This window comes from Streptomyces griseoruber (genome assembly GCF_001514205.1).
GTDB lineage: Bacteria > Actinomycetota > Actinomycetes > Streptomycetales > Streptomycetaceae > Streptomyces > Streptomyces griseoruber.
This window is the reverse complement of record NZ_KQ948774.1, coordinates 146056-170321: the sequence shown is the minus strand read 5'-3', so window position 1 is coordinate 170321 and position 24266 is coordinate 146056. Positions and strand designations below refer to the sequence as shown.

At 71.1% G+C, this 24266-nt stretch carries 23 protein-coding genes; 3 read left to right on the top strand and 20 right to left on the bottom strand.

The window, feature by feature from the left end; translation table 11 throughout:
- Positions 1 to 22 precede the first annotated feature (22 nt).
- The 13 genes from AQJ64_RS28330 to proS all read right to left on the bottom strand — a co-directional run bounded on the left by AQJ64_RS28330 (position 23) and on the right by proS (position 9789).
- Positions 23 to 331 carry a DUF2469 domain-containing protein gene (locus tag AQJ64_RS28330; protein ID WP_005311352.1) on the bottom strand — a complete coding sequence of 103 codons (309 nt, stop codon included), beginning with the start codon at positions 329 to 331 and terminating at the stop codon, positions 23 to 25.
- A 56-nt stretch (positions 332 to 387) separates the two neighbouring features.
- Positions 388 to 912, bottom strand: coding sequence for an NUDIX hydrolase (locus AQJ64_RS28325; protein WP_055636748.1), 525 nt, complete (start codon positions 910 to 912; stop codon positions 388 to 390).
- Entirely contained in the window at positions 902 to 1687 is a 786-nt protein-coding gene (lepB, locus tag AQJ64_RS28320; RefSeq protein ID WP_055636749.1) for a signal peptidase I, read from the bottom strand. The genes AQJ64_RS28325 and lepB (AQJ64_RS28320) overlap by 11 nt, the downstream gene beginning before the upstream one ends.
- A gap of 111 nt (positions 1688 to 1798) precedes the next feature.
- Complete coding sequence (lepB, locus tag AQJ64_RS28315; RefSeq protein WP_079061992.1) at positions 1799 to 2782, bottom strand: signal peptidase I; 984 nt, start codon at positions 2780 to 2782, stop codon at positions 1799 to 1801.
- Positions 2670 to 3767: a signal peptidase I gene (lepB, locus tag AQJ64_RS28310; RefSeq protein ID WP_055636751.1), complete on the bottom strand. Its 1098-nt coding sequence runs from the start codon at positions 3765 to 3767 to the stop codon at positions 2670 to 2672. Before lepB (AQJ64_RS28310) ends, lepB (AQJ64_RS28315) begins: the two co-directional genes overlap by 113 nt.
- A complete protein-coding gene (lepB, locus tag AQJ64_RS28305) occupies positions 3760 to 4491 on the bottom strand; it encodes a signal peptidase I (protein ID WP_055636752.1) in 732 nt (243 codons plus the stop codon). Before lepB (AQJ64_RS28305) ends, lepB (AQJ64_RS28310) begins: the two co-directional genes overlap by 8 nt.
- 79 nt (positions 4492 to 4570) lie before the next feature.
- A complete protein-coding gene (gene rplS, locus AQJ64_RS28300; protein WP_020128707.1) occupies positions 4571 to 4921 on the bottom strand; it encodes a 50S ribosomal protein L19 in 351 nt (116 codons plus the stop codon).
- 133 nt (positions 4922 to 5054) lie between these two features.
- A complete protein-coding gene (gene trmD, locus AQJ64_RS28295) occupies positions 5055 to 5888 on the bottom strand; it encodes a tRNA (guanosine(37)-N1)-methyltransferase TrmD (protein ID WP_055636753.1) in 834 nt (277 codons plus the stop codon).
- Positions 5888 to 6466, bottom strand: a complete 579-nt coding sequence (gene rimM, locus AQJ64_RS28290) for a ribosome maturation factor RimM (RefSeq protein WP_055636754.1) — start codon at positions 6464 to 6466, stop codon at positions 5888 to 5890. Before rimM ends, trmD begins: the two co-directional genes overlap by 1 nt.
- Before the next feature lie 95 nt (positions 6467 to 6561).
- Positions 6562 to 6801: an RNA-binding protein gene (locus AQJ64_RS28285; protein ID WP_003973401.1), complete on the bottom strand. Its 240-nt coding sequence runs from the start codon at positions 6799 to 6801 to the stop codon at positions 6562 to 6564.
- Between the two features lie 2 nt (positions 6802 to 6803).
- The gene (rpsP, locus tag AQJ64_RS28280) at positions 6804 to 7223 is read right to left on the bottom strand and encodes a 30S ribosomal protein S16 (RefSeq protein WP_055636755.1); all 420 of its coding nucleotides are present in this window, start codon (positions 7221 to 7223) and stop codon (positions 6804 to 6806) included.
- 290 nt (positions 7224 to 7513) lie between these two features.
- On the bottom strand, positions 7514 to 8113 hold the full coding sequence (locus AQJ64_RS28275) for a hypothetical protein (RefSeq protein WP_055636756.1): 600 nt from the start codon (positions 8111 to 8113) through the stop codon (positions 7514 to 7516).
- A gap of 260 nt (positions 8114 to 8373) precedes the next feature.
- The gene (proS, locus tag AQJ64_RS28270) at positions 8374 to 9789 is read right to left on the bottom strand and encodes a proline--tRNA ligase (RefSeq protein ID WP_055636757.1); all 1416 of its coding nucleotides are present in this window, start codon (positions 9787 to 9789) and stop codon (positions 8374 to 8376) included.
- 199 nt (positions 9790 to 9988) lie between these two features.
- On the opposite strand from proS, the gene AQJ64_RS28265 reads away from it, so the two are divergent.
- Complete coding sequence (locus tag AQJ64_RS28265) at positions 9989 to 10843, top strand: methyltransferase type 11 (RefSeq protein ID WP_055636758.1); 855 nt, start codon at positions 9989 to 9991, stop codon at positions 10841 to 10843.
- 16 nt (positions 10844 to 10859) lie between these two features.
- Here the strand turns inward: AQJ64_RS28265 and ftsH are convergent, their stop codons facing one another.
- The 6 genes from ftsH to nsdA form a co-directional block, all read right to left on the bottom strand.
- Positions 10860 to 12803, bottom strand: coding sequence for an ATP-dependent zinc metalloprotease FtsH (ftsH, locus tag AQJ64_RS28260; RefSeq protein WP_079061991.1), 1944 nt, complete (start codon positions 12801 to 12803; stop codon positions 10860 to 10862).
- Positions 12804 to 12916: 113 nt separating this feature from the next.
- Entirely contained in the window at positions 12917 to 14470 is a 1554-nt protein-coding gene (ffh, locus tag AQJ64_RS28255; protein WP_055636760.1) for a signal recognition particle protein, read from the bottom strand.
- A gap of 111 nt (positions 14471 to 14581) precedes the next feature.
- A complete protein-coding gene (locus tag AQJ64_RS28250) occupies positions 14582 to 17035 on the bottom strand; it encodes a [protein-PII] uridylyltransferase (RefSeq protein WP_055636761.1) in 2454 nt (817 codons plus the stop codon).
- A gap of 26 nt (positions 17036 to 17061) precedes the next feature.
- The gene (locus AQJ64_RS28245) at positions 17062 to 17400 is read right to left on the bottom strand and encodes a P-II family nitrogen regulator (protein WP_003997576.1); all 339 of its coding nucleotides are present in this window, start codon (positions 17398 to 17400) and stop codon (positions 17062 to 17064) included.
- Positions 17397 to 18731, bottom strand: a complete 1335-nt coding sequence (locus tag AQJ64_RS28240) for an ammonium transporter (RefSeq protein ID WP_055636762.1) — start codon at positions 18729 to 18731, stop codon at positions 17397 to 17399. The genes AQJ64_RS28245 and AQJ64_RS28240 overlap by 4 nt, the downstream gene beginning before the upstream one ends.
- 335 nt (positions 18732 to 19066) lie before the next feature.
- Positions 19067 to 20551, bottom strand: a complete 1485-nt coding sequence (nsdA, locus tag AQJ64_RS28235; RefSeq protein ID WP_059203098.1) for a transcriptional repressor NsdA — start codon at positions 20549 to 20551, stop codon at positions 19067 to 19069.
- 447 nt (positions 20552 to 20998) lie between these two features.
- On the opposite strand from nsdA, the gene AQJ64_RS28230 reads away from it, so the two are divergent.
- Positions 20999 to 21655 carry a bifunctional DNA primase/polymerase gene (locus AQJ64_RS28230; RefSeq protein ID WP_055634538.1) on the top strand — a complete coding sequence of 219 codons (657 nt, stop codon included), beginning with the start codon at positions 20999 to 21001 and terminating at the stop codon, positions 21653 to 21655.
- A gap of 270 nt (positions 21656 to 21925) precedes the next feature.
- Here AQJ64_RS28230 and ftsY read toward each other — a convergent pair whose 3' ends face one another.
- The gene (gene ftsY, locus AQJ64_RS28225; protein WP_055637073.1) at positions 21926 to 23140 is read right to left on the bottom strand and encodes a signal recognition particle-docking protein FtsY; all 1215 of its coding nucleotides are present in this window, start codon (positions 23138 to 23140) and stop codon (positions 21926 to 21928) included.
- 124 nt (positions 23141 to 23264) lie between these two features.
- Here ftsY and AQJ64_RS28220 point away from each other — a divergent pair, with 124 nt between their 5' ends.
- The gene (locus AQJ64_RS28220) at positions 23265 to 24236 is read left to right on the top strand and encodes an LLM class flavin-dependent oxidoreductase (RefSeq protein WP_059203097.1); all 972 of its coding nucleotides are present in this window, start codon (positions 23265 to 23267) and stop codon (positions 24234 to 24236) included.
- Positions 24237 to 24266: the final 30 nt, after the last annotated feature.

The window sequence follows — 24266 nt, the reverse complement described above, 5'->3', positions numbered from 1 at the left end:
CCGTCACCCACAAGCGGGCACCTCAGCTGCCCGGCAGCTCCAAGTCGCTCTTGTTCAGCTCCTCGATGTTCACGTCCTTGAACGTGAGCACCCGCACCTGCTTCACGAACCGGGCCGGCCGGTACATGTCCCACACCCAGGCGTCGGCCATCGAGACCTCGAAGAACACCTCGCCCTGGACCGAATGCACCTGCATCTCGTAGTCGTTGGTCAGATAGAACCGTCGCTCGGTCTCGATCACGTATTTGAACAGACCGACGACATCGCGGTACTCCCGGTAGAGCTTCAGCTCCATCTCGGTCTCGTACTTCTCGAGGTCCTCGGCGCTCATGGCATGTTCCCCTTCAGCCGTGCGATCCCCCCATTGTGCGCCAGTCCCGCGCGCCCCTAGACGATTTCCGTGTCGAGGGTTACAGGTCTGGCCGGGGGACCTTCGTCCAGCAGCCTGCCCAGCAGTTCGGCGAGTCTGATCGGATACACCGTCTCATGCGCCCGGCCCAGTTCCTGACACGTCCACCAGCGCGCTCCGGCGACACTGCGCCGCTCCAGCTCGGTCAGGGCCGTGGGCCGGGTCGTCGTCACCGTCGTACGGGCCAGGTAGTACCACTCGTCCTGGTCCCAGCGGCGGCCGGCGAACGGGAAGGAACAGGTCCGCCGCCACAGCACCGGGCCGAGTTCGACCTCGGTGATGCCGGTCTCCTCGGCGAGTTCCCGCAGGGCGGCCTGCTCACGGGTCTCGTCGCCCTCCACCCCGCCGCCGGGTGTGAACCACCAGTCGTCGGCGGGATCGTCCGGTTCATGACCGTGCAGGAGCAGGATGCGGTCCCGGGGGTCGAGGAGCACGACCCGGGCGACCTTGCGCAGCCCGGCCCCGGGGGCGTCCTGCGCCCCCTGAGTCGTCTCAGCGGGCACCGGCCGGCTCCGGCTGGGGGCGGCGCGGGCGGCGGGCCGAGATCCGTTTGGCGATCGGGCCGTACGCGGCGCCGCCGAAGATCAGCACGGTGCCGCCGACGATCATCCACAGGATCGTCCGCAGCGGACCGGGCCGGGAGAGGGTGCCGAGCGCCTCGAAGCCCGTGGGGCTCTTGAGCATGCCCTTCCAGGGGTAGACGACGGCGTCCACCCGGGCCTCGACCGCGCTGCGCGCCACCGTGCCCTGGGCCGCGTCCGTGAGGTGGGCGGTGGAGTCCAGGGAGCCCTGCCGCTCGTCACCGAGCAGGAAGAGCCGGCCCTCGGGGACCTTCACGGTCGGGAAGTCCTGGATCTCGGCCAGGCTGCCCTCGGGCAGATACGGTTCCTCGATCTGCTTGCCGTTGACGGTCAGCTTGCCCTCGGTGCAGCAGGCGACGGTGTCGCCGCCGACCGCGACCACGCGCTTGACCACGAGCGCGTTGCTGACCCACTCCTTGTCGCTGAACACGACGACGTCACCGCGGCGCACCTCGTCGCCGTCCACCTTCTGGGCCAGCACCCGCGAGCCGCCCTCGATCGTGGGGCTCATGGAACTGGTGGGCACGGTGTAGGGCCGGTAGACCAGGGCCGCCCAGCCGAAACCGCCCAGGAACAGCGCGAGGCCCAGCGCGACGACCAGGCCGGACAGACGCTGTCCGGTCCGGCTGCCCACCGGGCCACTGCTGGTGCCACCGCCGCTGCGCGGGGCCGTACGTGTCGTGCTCTCGCCGCCCATGGGTCCGCACCCTACCCGGCGGTACCGAACCGGGTCAGCCCTTCTTCCCCAGACTTCCCCGGCCATGGTCACAAGCTTGGGAAAGGGTTTACGGACGGAGCGGTGCGAACGTCAGCCGTTCTCGGAGTCCGCCGTCGCGCGTCGGCGGCGCCACAGGACCACCGGGACCGCGCCGACGAGCGCGAGGCCCTCCGGGGCGACCGTCAGGGCCGCTGAGGCCGCCGACTGGTCGTTCAGACCGGACTGGTCGAAGGTGTCGGGAACCGGCAGCGTGCCCCAGCGGGTGATCGGCCAGGCCTTGACGATGGCGCGGCCGACGACCTGGTCGACGGGCACCATGCCGTGGTTCTTGTCCGACTGGTTGTAGCGGGAGTCCCGCGAGTTCTGCCGGTGGTCGCCCATGACCCAGACGTAGCCCTTGGGGACCTTCACCGTGAACTGGCCGCCCTGGTCGTCCTGGCTGCACGGGGTGTTCCCCGGGTAGACGTACGGCTCGTCCAGCGCCTTGCCGTTGACCTTCAGGGGGCCCGTGCCCTTGCAGGAGACGGTGTCGCCGCCGACGCCGATGACCCGCTTGATCAGGTCCTTCTCCTCCGCGGACGGCATCAGGCCGATCCAGCTGAGGAAGGTCTGCACGGCGTTCGGCTCGGTCGTCGCCTCGCCCGCCAGCCAGTTGTCCGGGTCGTGGAAGACCACGACCTCGCCGCGCTCGGGCTCGGAGCCGAACCAGGGGGTCAGCTTGTCGACGAGAACCCGGTCGCCCACCCGGAGGGTGTTCTCCATCGACGCGGACGGGATCGAGAACGCCTGCACCAGGAAGGTCTTGATGATCAGCGCGAGGACGAGCGCGATCAGGATCAGGATCGGCAGCTCCTTCCAGAAGGAGCGCGGCTTCTTCGCGTTCGGGGTCCGGTCGCCCGGACCGTCGCCGCCGCCCCGGGGGGGCTCGTCCGCCGGTGGGCCCTCGCCGCCCGCCGCCGGGTCATTCCCGGAGGTCACGGCGCCGTCCCCAGCCGGGTCGGCAGTGTCCACGGGACGTCCGCGGTGCTCCTCGCCTTCGTGCCCGGACCGTGCGCCAACCGCCACATCCCCCACGCCAACTCCTCACTCCGTGCCGCCGCCTGCCCCATGCTCGGCGCAGGCCCACCACTCCCATAACGAGCGGGAGTTCCGCAGGGGTCGGGAGCTGTTGGATCGTTCCGTTCGGATCGTCCTGGGCAACCCTATGCGACAGCCGGTCGGCGGAAGCCGTCGTGGCGGCCGAGCCGGTGACGGAAGAGAAAGTTTGCGGTTCCTTGAGACGGACCCAGTGTCCGAACGGCCAGGCGATCACCATGGCCCGGCCGACCACCTCGTCCTCGGCGACCGTGCCGCCGTAGTCCGTGTTCTGGTGGGAGCGGGAGTCGGCGGAGTTGGCCCGGTGGTCGCCCATCACCCAGAGCCGGCCCTGGGGCACGGTGATGTCGAACGCGGCGTCGGAGGGGTTGTTCCCGGGGTAGAGATAGCTTCCCTCTTCCAGGGGAACGCCGTTGACGGTGACTCGCCCTTCCGTGTCACAGCACTTGACGTGGTCGCCGCCCACGCCGACGACCCGCTTGATGAGGTCCTTCTCGTTGTCGGACGGCAGCAGACCGATGAAGGTGAGCCCTTCCTTGACCTGCTTGACGACGACGGGGTCCTCCTTCTTCGTCGTGGTCGTCTCGTCGTTGAGCCAGCCGCCGGGATCCTTGAAGACGACCACGTCCCCGCGCTGCGGCTTGGAACCGAACCACGGGGTGAACTTGTCCACCAGGACGCGGTCGCCGATGCGGATCGTCTGTTCCATCGATCCCGAGGGGATCACGAAGGCCTGCACCAGGAAGGTCTTCAGGACCAGCGCTATCAGGACGGCCACCCCGACCAGCAGCGGTACCTCGCGGACGGCTGACCGCCTGCGCTTGCGCTTGACCTTGCGCTGGAGTTTGCGCCGTTCCGCGCGCGTGCGGCCGCCGGACGGGCTGGAGGCGCGCCGGGCGCCGGTGGGCAGGAGCTGGTCCGCGGGCGAGGTGGGGATGCCGCGGGGTTTGCCTCGGTTACCCATGGGCACCCACCGCCGTCGGTGTGCCGCTCGCCCCCTGGGCTCTCGCGGCGGGCACGCGCGCGTAGGCGCTCGGGCGGGACAGCCGGGTGAGATGACCGTACGGCCAGACGATCCAGTCGGCGCGGCCGATCACCCGGTCCACGGGGATCATGCCGCCGCCCGGTGAGCCCAGGTGGTCGCGGGAGTCGCTGGAGGCGCCGCGGTGGTCGCCGAGGACGAACAGGGTGCCCTCGGGAACCTCGACGTCGAAGTCCACCGTGGACGGGCTGTCGCCTGGATACAGGAACGACGTCTCGTCGACCGACCGGCCGTTCACCCGGATCCTCCCCTCCTTGTCGCAGCAGACCACGTGGTCTCCGCCTACCCCCACGACGCGTTTGACGTAGTCGGAGTTCCCGAAGTACTCGGTGCCGTCGAACACGACGACGTCGCCGCGCTGCGGCCCGGCACCGAAACGGTACGCCAACCTATTTACGAGAACGCGGTCGCCGATCCTCAATCCGTTTTCCATGGATCCGCTGGGAATCTGGAATGGTTGGACCACGAAAGCGTTGAGGAGCAGCAAAAACACCAGGCAGATCAGCAGGGTGAGGCTGATGCGGCCACCCGGCAGCCACTCGGCGATCCGGGCCGTCAACGAGAAACGCGACCGTCCCTCCACGGTCCCCTGAGCGGGGCGGGAGGAGCGGTCGCGCTCCGTCGTCGGCTGAGCTTCGGTGTCCATCGGGGTCAGATGCTATCCGGCCCCTCTGTGGATCACCCGGGTGCGCTCAGTGGATCACCAGTGGATCCACCGTGCGGGCTCAGTTGTCGCGCTTCTCCTTGATCTTCGCGGCCTTGCCGCGCAGCTCACGGAGGTAGTACAGCTTGGCGCGACGGACGTCACCGCGGGTGACGAGCTCGATCTTCTCGACGATCGGGGTGTGCACCGGGAACGTGCGCTCGACGCCGACGGAGAACGAGACCTTGCGGACCGTGAAGGTCTCGCGGACACCGGCGCCCTGGCGGCGGATGACGACGCCCTTGAACTGCTGCACACGAGAGCGGTTGCCCTCGATGACGCGGACGTGGACGTTGACGGTGTCGCCCGGGCGGAAGGCCGGGACGTCGCTGCGCAGCGACGCGGCGTCGACGGAGTCGAGCAGGTGAGACATTTTGTCTGCTTTCTTCGCCAATGCCACAGGTCATCAGCGGGAGATGGTTTCCGTAAGGTCTGCAGGCGGCGTCAGGGCGGGCGTCGTGTCCCCCTGTGGCAGGGGCGCACGCCGGACGGCGCACAACAGCGGTCTATTGTTCCATGGCCTCGGGCCTGCGCCAAAATCGGCCGTACGGCTCGCCCTCGGGGTCGGGGGCCCAGCCCAGGATGGAGAGCATCTCGCGGTCCTTCTTGTCGAAGGCCGTGGGCGCGCAGCGCTCGATCAGGTCGGGCCGGTGGGCCGTCGTACGGCGCAGGGCCTCGTCGCGGCGCCAGCGGGCTATCTTCCCGTGGTGGCCGCTGAGCAGCACGTCCGGGATCTCCCGGTCGCGCCAGACGGGCGGCTTGGTGTAGACGGGGCCCTCCAGGAGGCTGGCCATGGCGCCGGGGGCGAAGGAGTCGTCGCGGTGGGACTCGGCGTTGCCGAGCACCCCGGGCAGCAGCCGGGCCACGGCCTCGGTGATCACGAGGACGGCCGCCTCGCCGCCGGCGAGGACGTAGTCGCCGATGGAGACCTCGTACACGGGGACGCGGGTGGCGTACTCGTCGACGACCCGCCGGTCGATGCCCTCGTAGCGGGCCGGGGTGAAGATCAGCCAGGGCCGCTCGGAGAGTTCGACGGCGAGCTCCTGGGTGAAGGGGCGGCCGCTGGGGGTGGGGACGACGATCGCGGGGAGCGTCGAGCCGGTCTCGTAGCCGTCGGCGAGGATCGTGTCCAGGGCGTCGCCCCAGGGTTCGGTCTTCATGACCATGCCGGGCCCGCCGCCGTACGGGGTGTCGTCGACGGTGTTGTGCCGGTCGTGGGTCCACTCCCGCAGGTCGTGCACCCGTACGTCGAGCCGGCCACGCGCGCGTGCCTTGCCGACGAGGGAGACGTTCAGCGGGTCGAGGTACTCGGGGAAGATCGTGACGACGTCGAGGCGCATTACGACTCGTCCCCCGCGGAGGCGTCGTCCCGGGCGGAGGCGTCGTCCCCGGCGGAGGCGATCTCGGCGCGGTCGTCGATCAGACCGGGCGGCGGGGCGATGACGGCCCGCTGCTCCTCCAGGTCGATCTCGACGACGATCTCCGAGACGAACGGGATCATCGCCTCGGTGCCGTCCGGGCGTTCGACGATGAAGAGGTCCTGGGAGGGCAGGTGCGAGATCTCGGTGATACGGCCGACCTCGGTGCCGTCCTCGGTGACCACGTCGAGGTCGATCAGCTGGTGGTCGTAGTACTCGTCCTCTTCCTCCGGCAGCTGCTCCGGGTCGATCTCGGCGATCAGGAGCGTGTTGCGCAGGGCCTCGGCGCCGTTGCGGTCACGGACGCCCTCGAAGCGCAGGAGGAGCCGGCCGCTGTGCACCCGGCCGGTCTCGATGGTGAGCGGTCCCGCGGCGGCGGGATCGGTGGCGAGTACGGCGCCGGGCGCGAGCCTGAGTTCCGGCTCGTCGGTGCGGACCTCGACGGTGACCTCGCCCTTGATGCCATGGGCGCGGCCGACGCGAGCGACTACCAGCTGCACTGTGCTTGTTCTCCTGTCATGCAACCACTGTCATACAACTACGGGCCGGGGACGGCCCCATGGCCCTCCCCGGCCCGAGCCGGTGCTGCGATACGTCAGCGGACGTGATCCACGTCGACCAGGTCGACACGGACTCCGCGGCCGCCGATGGCGCCCACGACGGTGCGCAGAGCGCGTGCGGTGCGGCCGTTGCGGCCGATCACCTTGCCGAGGTCGTCCGGGTGGACCCGGACCTCGAGAACGCGCCCGCGGCGCAGGTTGCGCGAGGCGACCTGCACATCGTCAGGGTTGTCGACGATGCCCTTCACGAGGTGCTCGAGAGCCTCCTCGAGCATGCTCAGGCCTCGGTCGACTCGGACTCAGCGGTGGCCTCGTCCTTCTTCTCGGCCTTCTTCTTCTGGGTGATCGCCTCACCCTTGCCCTCGTCGTCGCCGCCAAGGGCCTCGAACGAGGGGCGCGCCTTCTTGGGCGCGGCCACCAGCAGCGGAGCCGGGGCGGGCTCGCCCTTGAACTTCTGCCAGTCGCCGGTCTTCTTCAGGATGGCGAGCACGGGCTCGGTCGGCTGCGCGCCGACACCCAGCCAGTACGCGACGCGGTCCGCGTCGACCTCGATGATCGACGGGTTGTACGTCGGCTGGTACTTGCCGATCTCCTCGATCGCACGGCCGTCACGGCGGGTGCGGGAGTCGGCGATGACGATGCGGTAGTGAGGCGAACGGATCTTGCCCAGACGCTTCAGCTTGATCTTGACTGCCACGGGAGTGGACTCTCCTGGTTTTGACGTGGTTGGGCACGGCGAGAGAGCCGCGTGGGGTTGCGGTACCCGAGTGCCCGATGGACGCGTCAGCCGGAGGAGAGAGGGGTCCTGTGCGGCTGTCGAGTACAGCTAGCCATTGTGCCACACCCCACGGGTCACCCCGCGCCGAGGGTGTGCGCGGGCATGCCTCGGGAGCGCCCGGCGCTCGGCGGGGAGCCCTTGGAACCACGGCTCCCCGCACCACGCTGAACCGGCAGCCACGAGATGCCGGTGCATGACCGTCGTACGGCTTACGCGGCGCCCGCGATCTCGGGGATGCGGAACGGCTTGCCACAGCCGCCGCACACGATCGGGGCCTGGGCCAGCACCGACGGGACCACCCGGACGTTGCGACCGCAGTCGCAGACCGCCTTGACCCGGACGCCGCCGCCGGAGGAGCCGTGGCGGGCGGCGGGGCCGCGGAAGGTGCGGGTGGTGCTGTCGGCGGAGGTGGCCGCCGTGTGGGCCTTGAGGGCCCGCTGGAGGCGCTCGATGGTCGGACGGTAGCGCCGCTTGGCCTCGGGGTTGAGCGTGACCAGCGAGAAACCGCTGCTGGGGTGCGGTTCCTCGGGGTGGTCCAGGCCCAGCTCCTCGGCGATGGCGAGGAATCTGCGGTTGTGGTAGCGGCCGGCGCGGGAGGTGTCGCGAACGCCGCGGGCGGCGGCGACGCCATGGACTGCCTCATGGAGCAGTCGCTCGAAGGAGAGCTCGTGACCGCAGGCGGACGACGACTCCCCGATCAGGGACTCTGGCGCGGCAAGGTCCGGCAGCTCGGGGTGGTACCGCTGAATGTCGGCCCACGCCTGTGCCAGCTCTGCGGCGAGAACAGGTGGTGTCTGTGTCGTGCTCACGTAATGACAACGAGCGGGGGTGCCGCTGTGTTCCTATTCCGGGGCATCCCAAATAATTTGCACGTACCCGTCAGTTGCCGCTGATGCGTGGAGACGAGGGCGGGTGCGCTGATCTGCGGAGAAGCCGCACAGCTCATCCCAAGGTGGTGCGTAGTTCGCCGTACGCCCCGGCGCGTAGCCCCTGTCCGCGCGCTGGGGAACAGGTGTACGGCGGGGCACAAGGGGCGTTTCGGTCGCTCTGCCCGCCGGAGCGCGCCGTCTCAGTAGGCGCGCGCGACGACCGCGACGTTACCGGGCGCGTCCTCGGTGTCCGGCACCGACCCGTCCTCGGCGACCAGACACCGTACGGTCACGGCGTGCTCGGCGAGAGCGGCCTCGCCCTCCGCGCCGAGGACCGCCCAGGGGATGCGCGCCCAGCGGCCGGCCGTGGCCGCCTCGACGGCCTCCCCCACCGTGGCCACCTCCACCGTGCGCGCCTCGCGCCGCTGGAGGGACTGCGTCAGCAGCAGCGCCTGGTCCTCCTCCAGCACGGACGGCAGCAGCTGTACGAGGCTGTCGACGGCCACCGGCTCCTTGCCTCCCGGGATGCGGCGGGCCAGCATCGCCGTGCCGTTCTCCAGGTCGCGCGGCCCGATCTCGACGCGGACCGGCACGCCCTTCAGCTCCCAGTCGACCGCGCGCCGCCCGAAGGGCACGTCGGTGCGGTCGTCGACATGCACCCGGATCCCGGCCGCCTTCAGCCGGTCGCCCAGCTCGCGGACCTTGGCCAGAACCGCCTCGTCGCCCTTGATCGCGAGGACCACGGCCTGGATCTGCGCCAGCCGGGGCGGCACCCGCAGCCCGTCGTCGTCGCCGTGCATCATCACCAGGGCGCCGATCATGCGGGTCGTCGAGCCCCAGGACGTCTGCCAGACCAGTTCCTGCGTGCCGTCCTTCGACAGGTACGTGGTCTGGAACGCCCTGGCGAAGTTCTGCCCGAGTTCATGGCTGGTGGCCATCTGGAGGGCCTTGCCGTCGCCCATCATCCCTTCGAGGGTGAGGGTGTTGACGGCTCCGGCGAACCGCTCCCGGGTGGTCTTGCAGCCGGCCACCACGTCCATCGCGAGGACGTTCACCATGAAGTCCTCGTAGACCCGCCGGTGGATGTGCGCGGCGAAGTCGCGGGCGTCCTCGTAGGTGGCGTGCGCGGTGTGTCCCTCCTGCCAGAGGAACTCGGTCGTCCGCAGGAACAGCCGGGGGCGCAGCTCCCAACGCACGACATTGGCCCACTGGTTGATGAGCAGGGGCAGGTCGCGGTAGCTCTGCACCCACTTCGAGAAGGAGGCGTTGATGATCATCTCGGAGGTGGGGCGGACCACCGCCGGCTCCTCCAGCTCCTTGCCGCCGCCGTGGGTGACCACCGCCAGCTCCGGGGCGAAACCCTCGACGTGGTCGGCCTCGCGGGTGAGGTACGACTGCGGGATCAGCAGCGGGAAGTACGCGTTCTGGGTGCCCGTCTCCTTGATGCGGGCGTCCATCTCGGCCTGCATCCGCTCCCACAGCCCGTACCCGTACGGTCGGATGACCATGGTGCCGCGCACCGGACCGTTGTCGGCCAGTTCGGCCTTGTTGATCAGATCCTGGTACCACCGGGGGAAGTCGTCCGCCCGCGGCGTGAGAACGGGTGCCTTGGCCATGACGCGATGCTACGGGCCCACGTTGCCGGAATGTGAATTCTCGCCACTCCTCCCGCGAGTCCTCAAGCGGGGCCCCGAGACCCCTGGACGCGGCCGCAGAGGGGGAGTTACCTGGCATACGGGGGAAGTGCGAGCGCACTGCACGGGGGTCACCTGATCGGTACTGCGGCAAATTCTCGGCGGAATGGGGCGCTTATTCATGACACCTGTGCTCGTGCGGCAGCACCTTCCGACCGCGGGGCCGGTGCCCCGCACGGACCTGGGTGCACGCGCGCGTGACTGGTCCGAGATCCAGGAACGGATGCTGGTTCCGCTCTACGAGGCCGTCTACGAGCGGCTGGAAGTGGGCCCCGGCACCCGGCTGCTCGGCCTCGGCTGCGGCTCCGGGCTCGCCCTGCTGATGGCGGCGTCGAGAGGCGCGGCCCTCACCGGTGCCGAGCCCTGCTCCCCCGAGCGCCTCGCCCTCGCGCGCGAGCGTCTGCTGCCTCCGGCCGGGGAGGCGCACCCCGGGGAGGCACGCGCGCCAGGAGACGTCCGGCTGACCGGCCGGTCCCCCGAGAACGCGGCCGGCGCGGAGACGCCCGGGTACAACCTGGTGACCGCCTTCGAACCGATCGGCGCTGTCGCGGGTGACGCGGAGGCGCTGGTCGGGCTGCTCACGGCGGCGGTCCCGCTCAGCGAGCGGGGGGCGCCCGTGGTGCTCGTCGGCTGGGGCCCGCCGGAGCGCTGCGCCACCTGGGACGTCCTGCGCGCCGTGGCCGGACCGGACGCCCGGCTGCGGCCCGCTCTGCGGGACGACCTGGAGGAGGTGGCCGAGCGGGCGGGCCTCAGGCCGGACGGATCCGGGCGGGTGGCCTGCCCCTTCGGGTATGCCGGGGTGGACAGCGCCGTCAAGGGCCTGCTGTCCACGGGCCTGTTCGACGCGGCGGTCGCGGCGACCGACCGGGAACAGGTCGGCAAGGAGCTGACGGAGGCGCTGCACCCCTACCGCCGGCGGGACGGCACGGTGTGGATGCCGAACGTGTTCCGGTACCTGATCGCCCGTACGCCCTGACGCGGGGGCCCGGGAATCAGTCCTCCTCCTTGCGGAGCCGGGTGATCCCCGCGATGCGGTAGGCGTCGGCCTCCTCCAGGGTCTCGTGCTCCAGCAGCGCCTCGGCGAGGGCGTCCAGCTGGCCGCGGTGGTCGCGGAGTTTGCGCAGCGCCTCCTCGTAGCACTCGTCGACGATCCGGCGCATCTCGTCGTCGATGACGTCGAGGGTGGCGGGGGCGGCGGCGAGGCCGTACGCCTGCTGGGCGTCGCTGGGCAGGGCGGACAGCCGGCCGACCCGGTCGCTCATGCCCCAGCGGGCGACCATCCCGCGCGCGATGTTGGTGACCTGTTCGAGGTCGTTCTCGGCGCCGGTCGTGACGACCCCGTAGATCACCTCCTCGGCCGCCATCCCGCCGAGGGCGCCGATGATGCGGCCGCGCAGATACTGCTCGGAGTGCGCGTACCGCTCGACCTCCGGGGTCGACATGGTCACGCCGAGGGCGCGGCCGCGCGGCACGATGGTGACCTTGCGGACGGGGTCGGCGCCCGGCTGGAGCATGCCGAGGAGGGCGTGGCCGCTCTCGTGGTAGGCGGTGCGGCGGCGGTCCTCCTCCGGCATCACGAGGGTGCGCTCGGCTCCGAGCTGCACCTTCTCCAGGGCTTCCGACAGGTGCGACGGGGTGACCTGGCTCTGTTTGCGCTTGACGGCGAGCAGGGCGGCCTCGTTGGCGAGATTGGCCAGATCCGCCCCTGTCATGCCCGGGGTGGTGCGGGCCACCTGGGTCAGGTCCACGTCCGGGGCGAGCGGGATCCCGCGGGTGTGGATGCGCAGGATCGCCTCGCGTCCGCCGCGGTCCGGCGGGGAGACGTTGACCACCCGGTCGAAGCGGCCGGGCCGGGTGAGCGCGGGGTCCAGGATGTCGGCGCGGTTGGTGGCCGCGATGACGATCACGCCCTCGGAGCCGGAGAAGCCGTCCATCTCGGTGAGGATCTGGTTCAGTGTCTGCTCGCGCTCGTCGTGACCGCTCACCGACGCGCCCCCGCTGCGGACCCGGCCGATGGTGTCGATCTCGTCGATGAAGATGATCGACGGTGCCACCTTGCGGGCCTCGGCGAACAGCTCCCGGACCCGGGAGGCGCCGACGCCGACGATCATCTCGATGAACTCGGAGGCGGAGGCCGAGAAGAACGGCACCCCCGCCTCGCCGGCCACCGCGCGGGCCAGCAGGGTCTTGCCGGTGCCGGGCGAGCCCGCGAGCAGCACCCCGCGCGGCATCTTGGCGCCCATCCTGCGGTAGGCGTCGGGGTGTTCCAGGAAGTCGACGACGTCGTCCAGTTCGCCCTTGACCTCGTCGATGCCGGCCACGTCGGCGAAGGTCGTGCGCTGGGTTCCGGGCCGCAGCTCGACCGGCTTGGGCGGCGCCTTGCGCCCCAGCATGCCGCCGGCTCCGCCGAGGCCCCCGGCGAACCTCCGGGCGAAGAAGACCCACACCGCGACCAGCAGCACGATCGGGATCAGTGAGATCAGCAGGTTGGAGAGCAGACTGCGCTGCTGCACGACCGGCCGGGCGGTGACCGTGACGTCGTGGCTGCTCAGGTTCTGCCAGAGGTCGTCGTCCGCGAAGGCGGGGCGCTGTGTCTTGAACCGGGTGTAGGTGCCGTCGTCGTCGGGGTTGTCCCGGGCGTTCTTCAGCTGGCCCTGGATCGCGTCGCCCTTGGAGTAGATCTTCGCGACGTTGCCCTCGTCGACCTGCTTGCTGAACTCGGTGTAGGAGATGGTCGGCTCGTTGCCCTGGCCGAGGTAGTTCAGTCCGACGTAGACGATCAGGAAGACGATCACCGCGGTGACGGCGAGGCCCCACCAGCGGCCCCGGGGTCGTCTGCCACCGGATCCGCCGGGGGGCGGTGTTCCGTCGTCCGGGGTGCCCTCGGAGCGCCATGGCTGGTCGGGGGCCCTGCGCGGCGGAGCGGCATTGCTCATATCTGGACGTTACGGCAGACACCGGGCCTCGGCATGCGCTGAGGGCGCCCTCCTCGGCGGAGGGCGCCCTCAGTGACGTATCGCTTACGGCGTCGGCGGGGAGGTTACCCGCGTCAGCCCATGAACTTCTTGAACTCGTCCGGCAGCTCGAAGTCCTGGGCGCCCTGCTGCGGCACCCCGAACGCGTTGCCGCCCTGGGCCTGGGCCTCGCGGCGCTGCGCCGCCTCCAGCTCCTGCTGCCGGCGCTTCATCGGGTTGCCGGAGCGCTGCTTGCCCTTGGCCTGCTTCGGCTGCTTCTTCTGCCGGCCGGGGCCGCCGCCCATGCCCGGGATCCCCGGCATGCCGGGCATGCCGCCGCCCTGGGCCATGCGGGACATCATCTTGCGGGCCTCGAAGAACCGCTCGACCAGGCCCTTGACCGCGCTGACCTCGACACCGGAGCCCTTGGCGATACGGGCGCGGCGCGAGCCGTTGATGATCGTGGGGTCCTGGCGCTCGGCCGGGGTCATCGACTTGATGATCGCGCCGACGCGGTCGACCTCGCGCTCGTCGAGGTTGTTGATCTGGTCCTTGATCTGCCCCATGCCGGGCAGCATGCCGAGCAGCTTGCTGATGCTGCCCATCTTCCTGACCTGCTCCATCTGGGACAGGAAGTCGTCCAGGGTGAAGTCCTGGCCCTTCTTCGACGCCAGCTTGGAGGCCATCTTCTCGGCCTCTTCCTGACTGAACGTCTTCTCCGCCTGCTCGATCAGGGTGAGCAGGTCACCCATGTCGAGGATGCGGGAGGCCATCCGGTCCGGGTGGAAGGCGTCGAAGTCGTCGAGCTTCTCACCGTTGGACGCGAACATGATCGGCTTGCCGGTGATCTGCCGGATCGACAGGGCCGCACCGCCGCGGGCGTCGCCGTCGAGCTTGGAGAGCACCACGCCGTCGAAGCCGACGCCGTCGCGGAAGGCCTCGGCGGTGTTGACGGCGTCCTGACCGATCATCGCGTCGACGACGAAGAGGATCTCGTCGGGCGAGACGGCGTCGCGGATGTCCGCGGCCTGCTGCATCAGCTCCTGGTCGATGCCGAGGCGGCCGGCGGTGTCCACGATCACGATGTCGTGGACCTTGGCCTTCGCGAACTCGATGGAGTCCTTGGCGACCTGGACCGGGTCGCCCACGCCGTTGCCCGGCTGGGGCGCGTAGACGGCCACGCCCGCGCGCTCGGCGACGACGCTGAGCTGGTTCACGGCGTTGGGGCGCTGGAGGTCGCAGGCGACGAGCAGCGGCGAGTGGCCCTGCTCCTTCAGCCAGCGGCCGAGCTTGCCCGCGAGGGTGGTCTTGCCGGCGCCCTGGAGACCGGCCAGCATGATCACGGTGGGCGGCTGCTTGGCGAAGCGCAGCCGTCGGGTCTCCCCGCCGAGGATCGTGACGAGTTCCTCGTTGACGATCTTCAGGATCTGGTGGGCGGGGTTCTTCAGCGCCTGCGAGACAGTGGCCCCGAGCGCCCGCTCCTTGACGTTCTTGATGAACGAACGGACGACAGGGAGGGCCACGTCGGCCTCGAGGAGGGCGATGCGGATCTCGCGCGCGGTGGCGTCGATGTCCGCCTCGGAGAGCCGTCCCTTGCCGCGCAGGTTCTTGAAAGTCGCTGAGAGGCGATCGGAGAGAGTATCGAACACGGCGGCGTCGGTCCTCGGGGTCGGGGGCGGTACGAGCGTCTTCAAGGGTATCCCGGCGAGGCAAGACCGGGTCACGGTCGTCACCGGACCCGGTCCCGCCCGTCGTCGGGCTCAGCCCCGCAGGGTCTCCTCCAGTTTGCGGGACACGGCCGCCGCCTCGTCGCCCGGCAGCGGCGCCCCCTGCGCGCCGGTGACGTAGAAGGCGTCCACGGCGTTCGCGCCCAGGGTGCTGACGTGCATGCTCCGCACCCGTACGCCCGCGTCCTCCAGGGCCGCCCCGATCCGGAACAGCAGCCCCGGCGCGTCCTGGGCGCGGACCTCGATGACCGTGGCGTGCCGGGAGGCCGCCGGGGCGACCGTCACGCGCGGCGGGGGCGCGACCACGCCCCGGCGCCGGGGGTAGGCCGCGTCGCGCTCGGCGAGCCGTCCGGCGATGTCCAGGGAGCCGTCGAGGGCGCGCACGAGGTCGGCACGCAGCCGGGCGGCCTGGGGCAGCGAGCCGTACTCGGCGGCGACCCGCCAGTTCAGCAGCACGACGGAGCCCTCGACGCCGTCCGGCAGGTCCAGGGAGCGCAGCTCGGCGGTGCGCACGGTCAGCCGGTGCACGGCGAGCACGCCGGCCACCGCGGGCAGCACGCCCTCCTGGTCCGGTACGGCGATGAGCAGCTCCACGCCGAGCGGCTCGGGGTCGCCGGGGGGCTGCTCCCCCGCGTCGGCCGGCGGCTCGGTCTGGGCCCGCAGGGCCAGCACGGGGCTGCCGGTGGCGACCGCCTCGATGGCGAGCCGTTCCTGTTCGGCGGTGGGCGCGGCGGTGTCCGGCTCCTCGGGCTGGTCCCCGGCGAGGACCGCCCCGACCCGCTTGACCAGGTCCGCCACGAGCGAACCCCGCCAGGAGGACCAGGCGGCGGGCCCGGTGGCCAGCGCGTCCGCCTCGGTGAGCGCGTGCAGCAGTTCGAGCGTGCTCTGCGAGCCGACGGCGTCGGCGACCGCGCGGACCGTGGCCGGGTCCTCCAGGTCGCGCCGGGTCGCCGTCTCGACGAGCAGCAGGTGGTGCCGTACCAGGCAGGAGAGCACCGCCACGTCCGCGCGGTCGAAGCCGATGCGGGCGGCGACGTCCTTGACGATGATCTCGCCCGCGACCGAGTGGTCGCCGGGCCAGCCCTTGCCGATGTCGTGCAGCAGCGCGGAGACCAGGAGGAGGTCGGGGCGGCTGACGCGGCGGGTGAACTCGGAGGCGCGGACGGCGGTCTCGATGAGGTGCCGGTCGACGGTCCAGATGTGTACGGCGTTGCGCTGCGGCCGGCAGCGCACCCGCTCCCAGTCGGGCAGCAGCCGGGTGATCAGTCCCTCGGCCTCCAGCGCCTCCCAGACCTCCACGGTGGGCCGGCCGGAGCCGAGCAGGGTGACCAGCTGTTCGCGGGCCTCGGCCGGCCAGGGGGTCGGCAGGGCCCGCACGGTGGCGGCGAGGCGCCGTACGGCGTGCAGGGAGAGCGGGAGGCCGGCCTGGGCGGCGGCGGCCGCGGCGCGCAGCGGCAGCACGGGGTCGCGTTCGGGGCGGGCGGCGCGGGCGAGCACCACCTCGCCGTCCTGCTCCACGACGCCCTCGGCGAGCGGGGACCGCTCGGGGGCGGGCTTTCCGCCGCCGAGCATGGCGCGCAGCCGCGGCCGTACGGCGCGCGAGCGCAGCACGCGCGCCACTTCGCGCCAGGTGACGTCGCTGGCGTACGCGATGACGCGCGCGGCCTCGTAGACCTGGCGCAGGAGGGTGTCGGCGTCGAGGAGGCCCAGTCCGGCGGCGACCTGGTCCTGCTCCTGGAGGGCGAGACGGTCGGTGGCGCGGCCGGTGGCCAGGTGGAGGGCGTCGCGGACGTCGAGGAGGCGGCGGCGGGCGTCGTCGAGGCCCTCGCGGGGTGCGTCGGCGAGCCAGGAGGCGGCGACGGCGCGCAGGGCGGTGGCGTCCCTGAGGCCGCCGCGGGCCTCCTTGAGGTCGGGTTCCAGGAGGTACTGGAGCTCGCCCTGGCGTTCGGCGCGCTCGGCGCAGAGTTCCTGGAGCTCGGGCAGGCGTTTGGGGGCCTGGTTGCGCCAGTCGGCGAGGACGGTCGTCCTCAGCGCGGACGTCAGGGTCAGGTCGCCGGCGAGGTGGCGGGCGTCGAGGAGACCGAGGTTGACCTTCAGATCCTCCCCGGCGGTCTTGCGGGCCTCGGCGGGGGTGCGCACCGAGTGGTCGAGGGCGAGGCCGAGGTCCCAGACCGGGTACCAGAGGCGGTCGGCGAGGGAGGCGACGGCCTTGGGGTCGCCGCCGTCGTGCAGGAGCAGCAGGTCGAGGTCGCTGCGCGGGGAGAGCTCGCCGCGGCCGTAGCCGCCGACGGCGACCAGGGAGACGCCGCGCAGTCCTTCGGCCGCGGCGGTGAACAGTCCGGCCAGCCAGTCGTCCGTGAGCGTGGAGAGGGCGGCACGGCGCGGCGGCCCGGACCGCGCCTCCTCGGTGAGGAGGCGCAGCCGGGCCGCCGCATAGCCGCTGGGTCCCGAGTCCTCTGTTTCGTTTCGCACATCCGTGCCCGTCACCCAGCGACTCCTGTTCTGTTCTGCGGTCAGAGCGCGTCCGGACCGCGCTCGCCGGTGCGGACCCGTACGGCCGTCTCGACCGGGAGGGACCAGACCTTGCCGTCACCGATCTTGCCGGTGCGGGCCGCCTTGACGATGACGTCGATCAGCTGCTCGGCGTCGTCGTCCTCGGCCAGTACCTCGATGCGGATCTTGGGGACCAGGTCGACCGTGTACTCGGCGCCGCGGTAGACCTCGGTGTGTCCCCGCTGACGACCGTAGCCGCTCGCCTCGGTGACCGTCAGTCCGTGCACGCCGAAGGCCTGGAGGGCTTCCTTGATCTCGTCGAGCCGGTGGGGCTTGACGACGGCGGTGATGAGCTTCATGCGTCCACCTTCTTGCTGCTCGCGGCACCGACGGCGGCCGGCGCTGCGGTCCGGGCGGCGCCACCACCGGCACCACTGAAGTCGTAGGCGGTCTCGGCGTGCTCGGCCTGGTCGATGCCGGAGATCTCCTCGTCCTCGTCGACCCGCATGCCGATGGTCTTGTCAAGGAGGAAGGCGAGCACCGCGGAGGCGATCAGGGAGTAGGCGAGGACGGCGAAGACACCGGCGCACTGCTTCCAGAACTGGTCCATGCCGCCGCCGTAGAAGAGGCCCTTGACGTCGGACTGGCCCTTGCCGCTGGCGAAGAAGCCGATCAGCAGGGAGCCGATGACACCGCCGACCATGTGGACACCGACGACGTCGAGCGAGTCGTCGTAGCCGAACTTGTACTTCAGGCCGACGGCCGCGGCGCAGGCGACACCGGCGATGGCGCCGACGGCGATCGCGCCGATCGGGGTGACCGCACCACCGGACGGGGTGATGGCGACCAGACCGGCGACCGCGCCGGAGGCGGCGCCCAGCGTGGTGAACGCGCCGTGGGCGATCTTCTCGTAGGCGAGCCAGGCGAGCATGGCGGCGGCGGTGGCGATCTGCGTGTTGACGAACATCAGGGAGCCGACGCCGTCGTCGTTGCCGAGCCACGAACCGGCGTTGAAGCCGAACCAGCCGAACCACAGCAGACCGGCGCCGAGCATGACCAGCGGGAGGCTGTGCGGGCGCATCGGGTCCTTCTTGAAGCCGACGCGCTTGCCGATCACCAGGATCACGCCGAGCGCCGCGGCACCCGCGTTGATGTGGACCGCCGTACCACCGGCGAAGTCGATCACACCGAGGTCGAAGGCCCAGCCTCCGGTGCCCCAGACCCAGTGGGCGACCGGGAAGTACACGACCGTGGCCCACAGCACCACGAAGATCGACCAGGCGGAGAACTTCACGCGGTCGGCGATGGCACCGCTGATCAGGGCGGGCGTGATGATGGCGAACATCATCTGGAAGACCGCGAAGGCGAAGACCGGGATCGTGTACCCGGACCAGATGTCGGCCTTGTCGATGCCGGCCCATCCGACGAAGTCGGACTCCCAGCCGATCAGCGAGCCGTGGTCCGTACCGAACGCCATGGAGAAGCCGTACAGCACCCACAGGATCGTGACGATGCCCATGCTGATGAAGCTCATCATCAACATGTTGAGGGTGCTCTTGACCCGGACCATGCCTCCGTAGAAGAAGGCCAGTCCCGGGGTCATGATCAGCACCAGGGCGGAACAGATGAGCATGAAACCTGTGTTGGCCACAGACAGCTTGTCTGCGGCAAGCGTGATGGCTGGTGCCATCGGCGTCTCCTCGTCGTAGTACGGCCCCGTGCGGGCGAAGCCAGAGCGGAAAAAGAGGGGTGGGCCGGTTATGCGCCATGAGATTGACGCAGCGCGGTTTCGGTGGAAGCCCCTCGTTGTTTCGCCGCCGTGACGAAGGCGCCTGGTGCGTTACGCGTCGGTGAACTGGCTGATGTTCGCCGAGTGGATCGTTATGGTGGCGCAACCTTCCTTCGGGGAAGGAAACCGGCCGCGGACGGCCTTCCGATGACCTGGCATGGGGGAGCCGAGTCGGGCACTTCGGGAAGGCCGGCCGCGGCCGGGGTTCATGGGGTTTCGCGCAGTGGAGCGGGGTGTCAGACGGCCTCGGCCGTCTCCGGCAGCTCCATGGCGAGCCGCTCGGTGAGGTCGACGACCTCGGTCAGGTCGCCGAACTCGCGGACGGCACTGTCGACGGTCTTTCGAATACGAGTGTTGACACGCTCGGAGCGGACCTTCTTGGCCTCCTGCATGGCCTGTGCGGCCAGGGTGGCGCTCTGCTCGGGCTCCTGGCGCAGCAGGTGGACGGTGGCCATGCCGATGAGGTTCAGCACGTACGACCGCTTGTGGTCGGTGTCGTCCGCGAACAGCCGCACGGCCTTCCGCATCAGGGGTTCGGCGAGGGAGGCGTAGGCGGGGCTGCGGCCGGCGACATAGGCGAGGTCGCGGAAGGAGTGGCTGTTCTCGCCGTACAGCTCGGCCTCGGAGAAGAAGCGGATCCAGTCGGGGTCCGGCTCGTCCCAGTCGTCGGCGTCGGCGAAGGTGTCCTCGGCCATCCGCACGGCCCGTTTGCAGCGGCCCGGCTGCCCCATGTTGGCGTAGGCGCGGGCCTCCATCGCATACAGCATGGACTGGGTGCGCGGGCTCGCGCAGTCCCGGCTGCCGTACTGCGCGAGGTGGATCAGCTCCAGCGCGTCCTCGGGCCGTCCCAGGTGGATCATCTGGCGGCTCATGCTGGACAGGATGTACGAGCCGAGCGGCCGGTCGCCGGCCTCCTTGGCGGCGTGCAGGGCGAGCACGAAGTACTTCTGGGCGGTCGGCTGGAGCCCCACGTCGTAGCTCATCCAGCCGGCGAGTTCGGCCAGCTCGGCGGCGACCTTGAACAGCTTGCGGGAGGTCGCCTCGGGCTGGGGTTCCTGGAGGAGGTCGGTCACCTCGTGGAGCTGGCCGACGACGGCCTTGCGGCGCAGTCCGCCGCCGCACTGGGCGTCCCACTGCCGGAACATCACCGTGGTGGACTCCAGCAGGTCCAGCTCGGGCCGGGAGAGCCGGCCGCGGGCCCGGCTGGTGGGCACGGACTCCGGTTCCGCGAGCGGGGAGGGCGGGGTGGGGACGAGCCAGCGCTGCATCGGCTCGATCAGGGACGGGCCCGCGGACAGCGCCAGCGAGGTTCCGAGGAAGCCGCGCCGCGCCAGCATCAGGTCGCTGCGCGAGAACTCGCTGAGCAGGGCCACCGCCTGCGGACCCGTCCAGGGCAGGTCGACGCCGGTCGCGGAGGGTGCCTGGCGGGTGGCGCGCAGACCGAGGTCCTCGACCGAGACGACACAGCCGAACCGCTCGGAGAACAGCTCGGACAGGATCCTGGGGATGGGCTCGCGGGGGTTCTCGCCGTCCAGCCAGCGGCGCACGCGTGACGTGTCCGTGGAGATGTGGTTGGCGCCCAACTGGCGTGCACGACGGTTGACTTGCCGGGCCAGCTCGCCCTTCGACCAGCCGCTGCGCACGAACCAGGAGGTGAGCAGCTCGTTCGGGCGCTTGTCCGCATGCGAAGCGCCGCTCCCGCTTCCGTCGTTGCCGCTCACTGGAACGCCCCCATCCCTGAGACCACTTGTCACTGAGTGCGCCAAGCCTTATCAGAATGCCGGTAAATACGGCCCCTCGTCCGGTAGTTGTCACCCTTCGAACGGAAAGTCGACTTGCCTCCGGCATACCCACAAACGCATGTGCCTCCAGGACCCGCACACTCAAAGTAATCCTACGATCACGGACCCAGCCACGAGGATCCCGGAAACGCCACCATTCGCCACCCCTTCGAATGAACTACCGATGGCCCGTAGGCGATTCACTTGACACAGGACGGGTGGGGGTGAGCGGAGGGAAGCACTCAGGGGCGCGCGTCGCCGACCACACCACCCGGCGTGCTTCCGGACGCCGTCTGCAACAGGCGGCCGACGGGCAGCGAAAGTACGCAGAGTTACGACATGCGACCGTTACGTAACCACCGGCGCGGCACACCCGTTGGAGGGGGCATGGGCTTCACGATCGGCGGCATCCGCGAGATCCGCTCCGGCGCGCGCAGGCGCGGTCGCTCGTCCGAGTGCACCGCCGTCGCCGAGTTCACAGGACTGTGGGGCTGGGACGTCGTACCGGGCGCCCGGGCCGCGGCCGGCGTCTGCTCCTGCGGCCGCCCCGGCTGCCGCGCACCCGGCGCCCACCCCCTGGAGTTCGCGGCCCGGGTCCCGGCCGGCGCCACCCTCGACGACGTGACGCGGACCTGGGCGGAGTTCCCGGGCGCCGCGGTGATGCTGCCGGTCGGGCGCGCCTTCGACGTGATCGAGGTCGCCGGGCCCGCCGGGCGCCGGGCCCTGGTCAGACTGGAGCGCATGGGCCTGCCCCTCGGTCCGGTCACCGCCACCCCCGAGGGCCGCACCCAGTTCTTCGTCGCCCCCGGGGCCGCCGCCGAGCTGACCGGCCTCCTCTACCGCATGGGCTGGGACGACCCGGCCGCCCTCGATCTGCGCGGCCTCGGCCCGGGTACGTACGTCACGGCCCCGCCCTCCGACCGCGGCGGCCTCGGCCCGGTCCACTGGCTGCGCCCACCGGCCCTGGACTCGGCCACCCGGCCCCCGGAGGCCCGGCTGCTGCTGGGGACCCTGGCGTACGTGGCGCACCGCTCCCGCGCCTAGTGCCGCGGCAGGCAACGTCTGCCCGTCAAGGAGCGGCGTCCGGTGCGTGCTCTCGGCGTGCCGGCCGGAAGTCCTCGTACTGGACGTGCTTTCGGCCGGTGCGGCGAGAGTGCGTACCGGGCGTCGCGACGGGGCGAACGTCGCCTGCCGCGGCACTAGCGCCCCCTCCCGGCCGGTACACAGCGAAGCGCCCGCTCCCACTGCACCTGGGGGCGGGCGCTTCTCGCCGGTCCCGGATCCGGGACCACGGGGCGCTTCGCTAAGAGCGGGTCATTCTCCGATGAGGGCGTCAACGAACGCCTCCGGCTCGAACGGCGCCAGGTCGTCCGCGCCCTCGCCGAGACCGACGAGCTTGACGGGCACGCCCAGCTCGCGCTGGACGGCGACGACGATGCCGCCCTTGGCGGTGCCGTCGAGCTTGGTCAGCACGATGCCGGTGATGTCGACGACCTCGGCGAAGACCCGGGCCTGGACCAGGCCGTTCTGCCCGGTGGTGGCGTCGAGGACGAGCAGCACCTCGTCCAGCGGGGCGTGCTTCTCCACGACGCGCTTGACCTTGCCGAGCTCGTCCATGAGCCCGGTCTTGGTGTGCAGCCGCCCGGCGGTGTCGATGAGCACCACGTCGACGCCCATCTCCTTGCCCTCCTTCACCGCGTCGAAGGCGACGGAGGCGGGGTCGCCGGCCTCGGGTCCGCGCACGGTGTGGGCGCCGACCCGCTCGCCCCAGGTCTGGAGCTGGTCGGCTGCGGCGGCGCGGAAGGTGTCGGCGGCGCCGAGGACGACCGTACGGCCGTCGGCGACGAGCACCCGGGCGAGCTTGCCGGTGGTGGTGGTCTTGCCGGTGCCGTTGACGCCGACGACCATCACGATGCCGGGCTTGCGGTCCTCGGGCTCGGTCTTCACCGTGCGGTCGACGTCGGTGCCGACCAGCTTGAGCAGCTCTTCGCGCAGCAGGGCGCGCAGCTCCTCGGGGGTCCGGGTGCCGAGCACCTTCACCCGCTCGCGCAACCGGTCCACCAGCTCCTGCGTGGGCAGGACGCCGACGTCGGCGGTGAGCAGGGTGTCCTCGATCTCCTCCCAGGTGTCGTCGTCGAGGTGCTCGCGCGAGAGCAGCGTGAGCAGCCCCTTGCCGAGGGCGTTCTGGGAGCGGGAGAGACGGGCGCGCAGGCGTACGAGACGCCCCGCGGTGGGCTCCGGGATCTCGATCTCCGGAGCCTCGGCCAAGAGGTCGGCGGGCGGTTCCTCGACCGCGACCCCGGCCGGGCCGCCGTCGGGAAGATCCACCTCCTCGATCGTGCGGCGCGGTTCGTCGCGCGGCGTCTCGGCCTCGTCGCCGACGTGCGGCTCGGCCGGAGGCGCGGTGATGTCGGGCGCGGCGGGGGGCGGCGGGGGCAGCGGCTTCTTGCGCCGGCTGCCGACGACGAGCCCGCCGAGCACCGCGAGCACGACCACGGCGATGACTACAGCAAGGATGACGGTTTCCATAACCCGTCCAGTATCCATCCCTCCCCGGGCGGCGGCCCGGCTCCCCGGGGCGGGTGTCTCGCACCCCTGGCCACCTGACGAAGCGTCAGCTACGGTCCCTCCACATCCGCCGAAGGGGGTCCCCATGCCCGTCACCGTCGTCCGTTTCAACCTCGTCGCGCCCGGCGCCTCCCCCGCCGAGCTGGGCGCCCGGTACCGGGCCGCGCTGGAGATGGCCGCGTACGCCGACGAGCACGGGGTGACCACCGTGCAGACGGAGGAGCACCACGGCGTCGAGAACAACTGGCTGCCGTCGCCGTTCGTCTTCGCGGGGGCGGTGCTGGGGGCGACCCGGCGGCTGGCGGTCACGGTGTCGGCGGTGATCGGCCCGCTGCACGACCCGCTGCGGCTGGCCGAGGACATCGCGGTCCTGGACCTGCTCAGCGGCGGCCGGCTGCTCACGGTCGCCGGGATCGGCTACCGGCGCGAGGAGTACGACCGCGCGGGCGTCGACTGGAAGCGGCGCGGCCGGCTCCAGGACGAGCTGCTGGAGACCGTGCTGAAGGCGTGGACCGGCGAGGAGTTCGAGTACCGGGGCCGTACGGTACGGGTCACCCCGCGCCCGGGGTCCGATCCGCACCCCCTGCTGCTGGTCGGCGGCTCCTCGAAGGCCGCCGCCCGCCGGGCCGCCCGGCTCGGCCTGCCGTTCTTCCCGAGCGCGCACCTGCCGGAGCTGGAGACGTACTACAAGGAGCGGCTCGTGGAGTACGGGACGCAGGGCTGGACGATGATGCCGGGCGCCGAGACGCCGCTGCTCCATCTCGCCGAGGACCCGGACCGGGCCTGGGCCGAGTACGGCCGCCACTTCCTCCACGAGGCCCGGACCTACGCCTCCTGGCAGTCCGGCGAGATCCGCTCGGCGGTGCGTTCGGGAGCGACGACGGTCGAGGAGCTGCGCGCGGAGGGCGTCTACCGGATCCTCACTCCGGACGCGTGCGTGGCCCAGGGCCTCGACAACCTCGTCCTGCATCCACTGGCGGGCGGGATGCCGCTGGAGGAGGGGTGGCGGAGTCTGCGGCTGCTCGCGGAGCGGGTGCTTCCGGCACTGGAGGGCTGAGCCGGCCGGGGTGACCGCGCCGGGCGGACG

Coding starts and splice junctions, on each gene's coding strand:
- AQJ64_RS28330 (WP_005311352.1), bottom strand. CDS start 331: ATGAGCGCCGAGGACCTCGAGAAGTACGAGACCGAGATGGAGCTGAAG.
- lepB (WP_055636749.1), bottom strand. CDS start 1,687: ATGGGCGGCGAGAGCACGACACGTACGGCCCCGCGCAGCGGCGGTGGC.
- lepB (WP_055636751.1), bottom strand. CDS start 3,767: ATGGGTAACCGAGGCAAACCCCGCGGCATCCCCACCTCGCCCGCGGAC.
- lepB (WP_055636752.1), bottom strand. CDS start 4,491: ATGGACACCGAAGCTCAGCCGACGACGGAGCGCGACCGCTCCTCCCGC.
- rplS (WP_020128707.1), bottom strand. CDS start 4,921: ATGTCTCACCTGCTCGACTCCGTCGACGCCGCGTCGCTGCGCAGCGAC.
- trmD (WP_055636753.1), bottom strand. CDS start 5,888: ATGCGCCTCGACGTCGTCACGATCTTCCCCGAGTACCTCGACCCGCTG.
- AQJ64_RS28285 (WP_003973401.1), bottom strand. CDS start 6,801: ATGCTCGAGGAGGCTCTCGAGCACCTCGTGAAGGGCATCGTCGACAAC.
- proS (WP_055636757.1), bottom strand. CDS start 9,789: ATGGCCAAGGCACCCGTTCTCACGCCGCGGGCGGACGACTTCCCCCGG.
- AQJ64_RS28265 (WP_055636758.1), top strand. CDS start 9,989: ATGACACCTGTGCTCGTGCGGCAGCACCTTCCGACCGCGGGGCCGGTG.
- ftsH (WP_079061991.1), bottom strand. CDS start 12,803: ATGAGCAATGCCGCTCCGCCGCGCAGGGCCCCCGACCAGCCATGGCGC.
- AQJ64_RS28245 (WP_003997576.1), bottom strand. CDS start 17,400: ATGAAGCTCATCACCGCCGTCGTCAAGCCCCACCGGCTCGACGAGATC.
- AQJ64_RS28240 (WP_055636762.1), bottom strand. CDS start 18,731: ATGGCACCAGCCATCACGCTTGCCGCAGACAAGCTGTCTGTGGCCAAC.
- AQJ64_RS28230 (WP_055634538.1), top strand. CDS start 20,999: ATGGGCTTCACGATCGGCGGCATCCGCGAGATCCGCTCCGGCGCGCGC.
- ftsY (WP_055637073.1), bottom strand. CDS start 23,140: ATGGAAACCGTCATCCTTGCTGTAGTCATCGCCGTGGTCGTGCTCGCG.
- AQJ64_RS28220 (WP_059203097.1), top strand. CDS start 23,265: ATGCCCGTCACCGTCGTCCGTTTCAACCTCGTCGCGCCCGGCGCCTCC.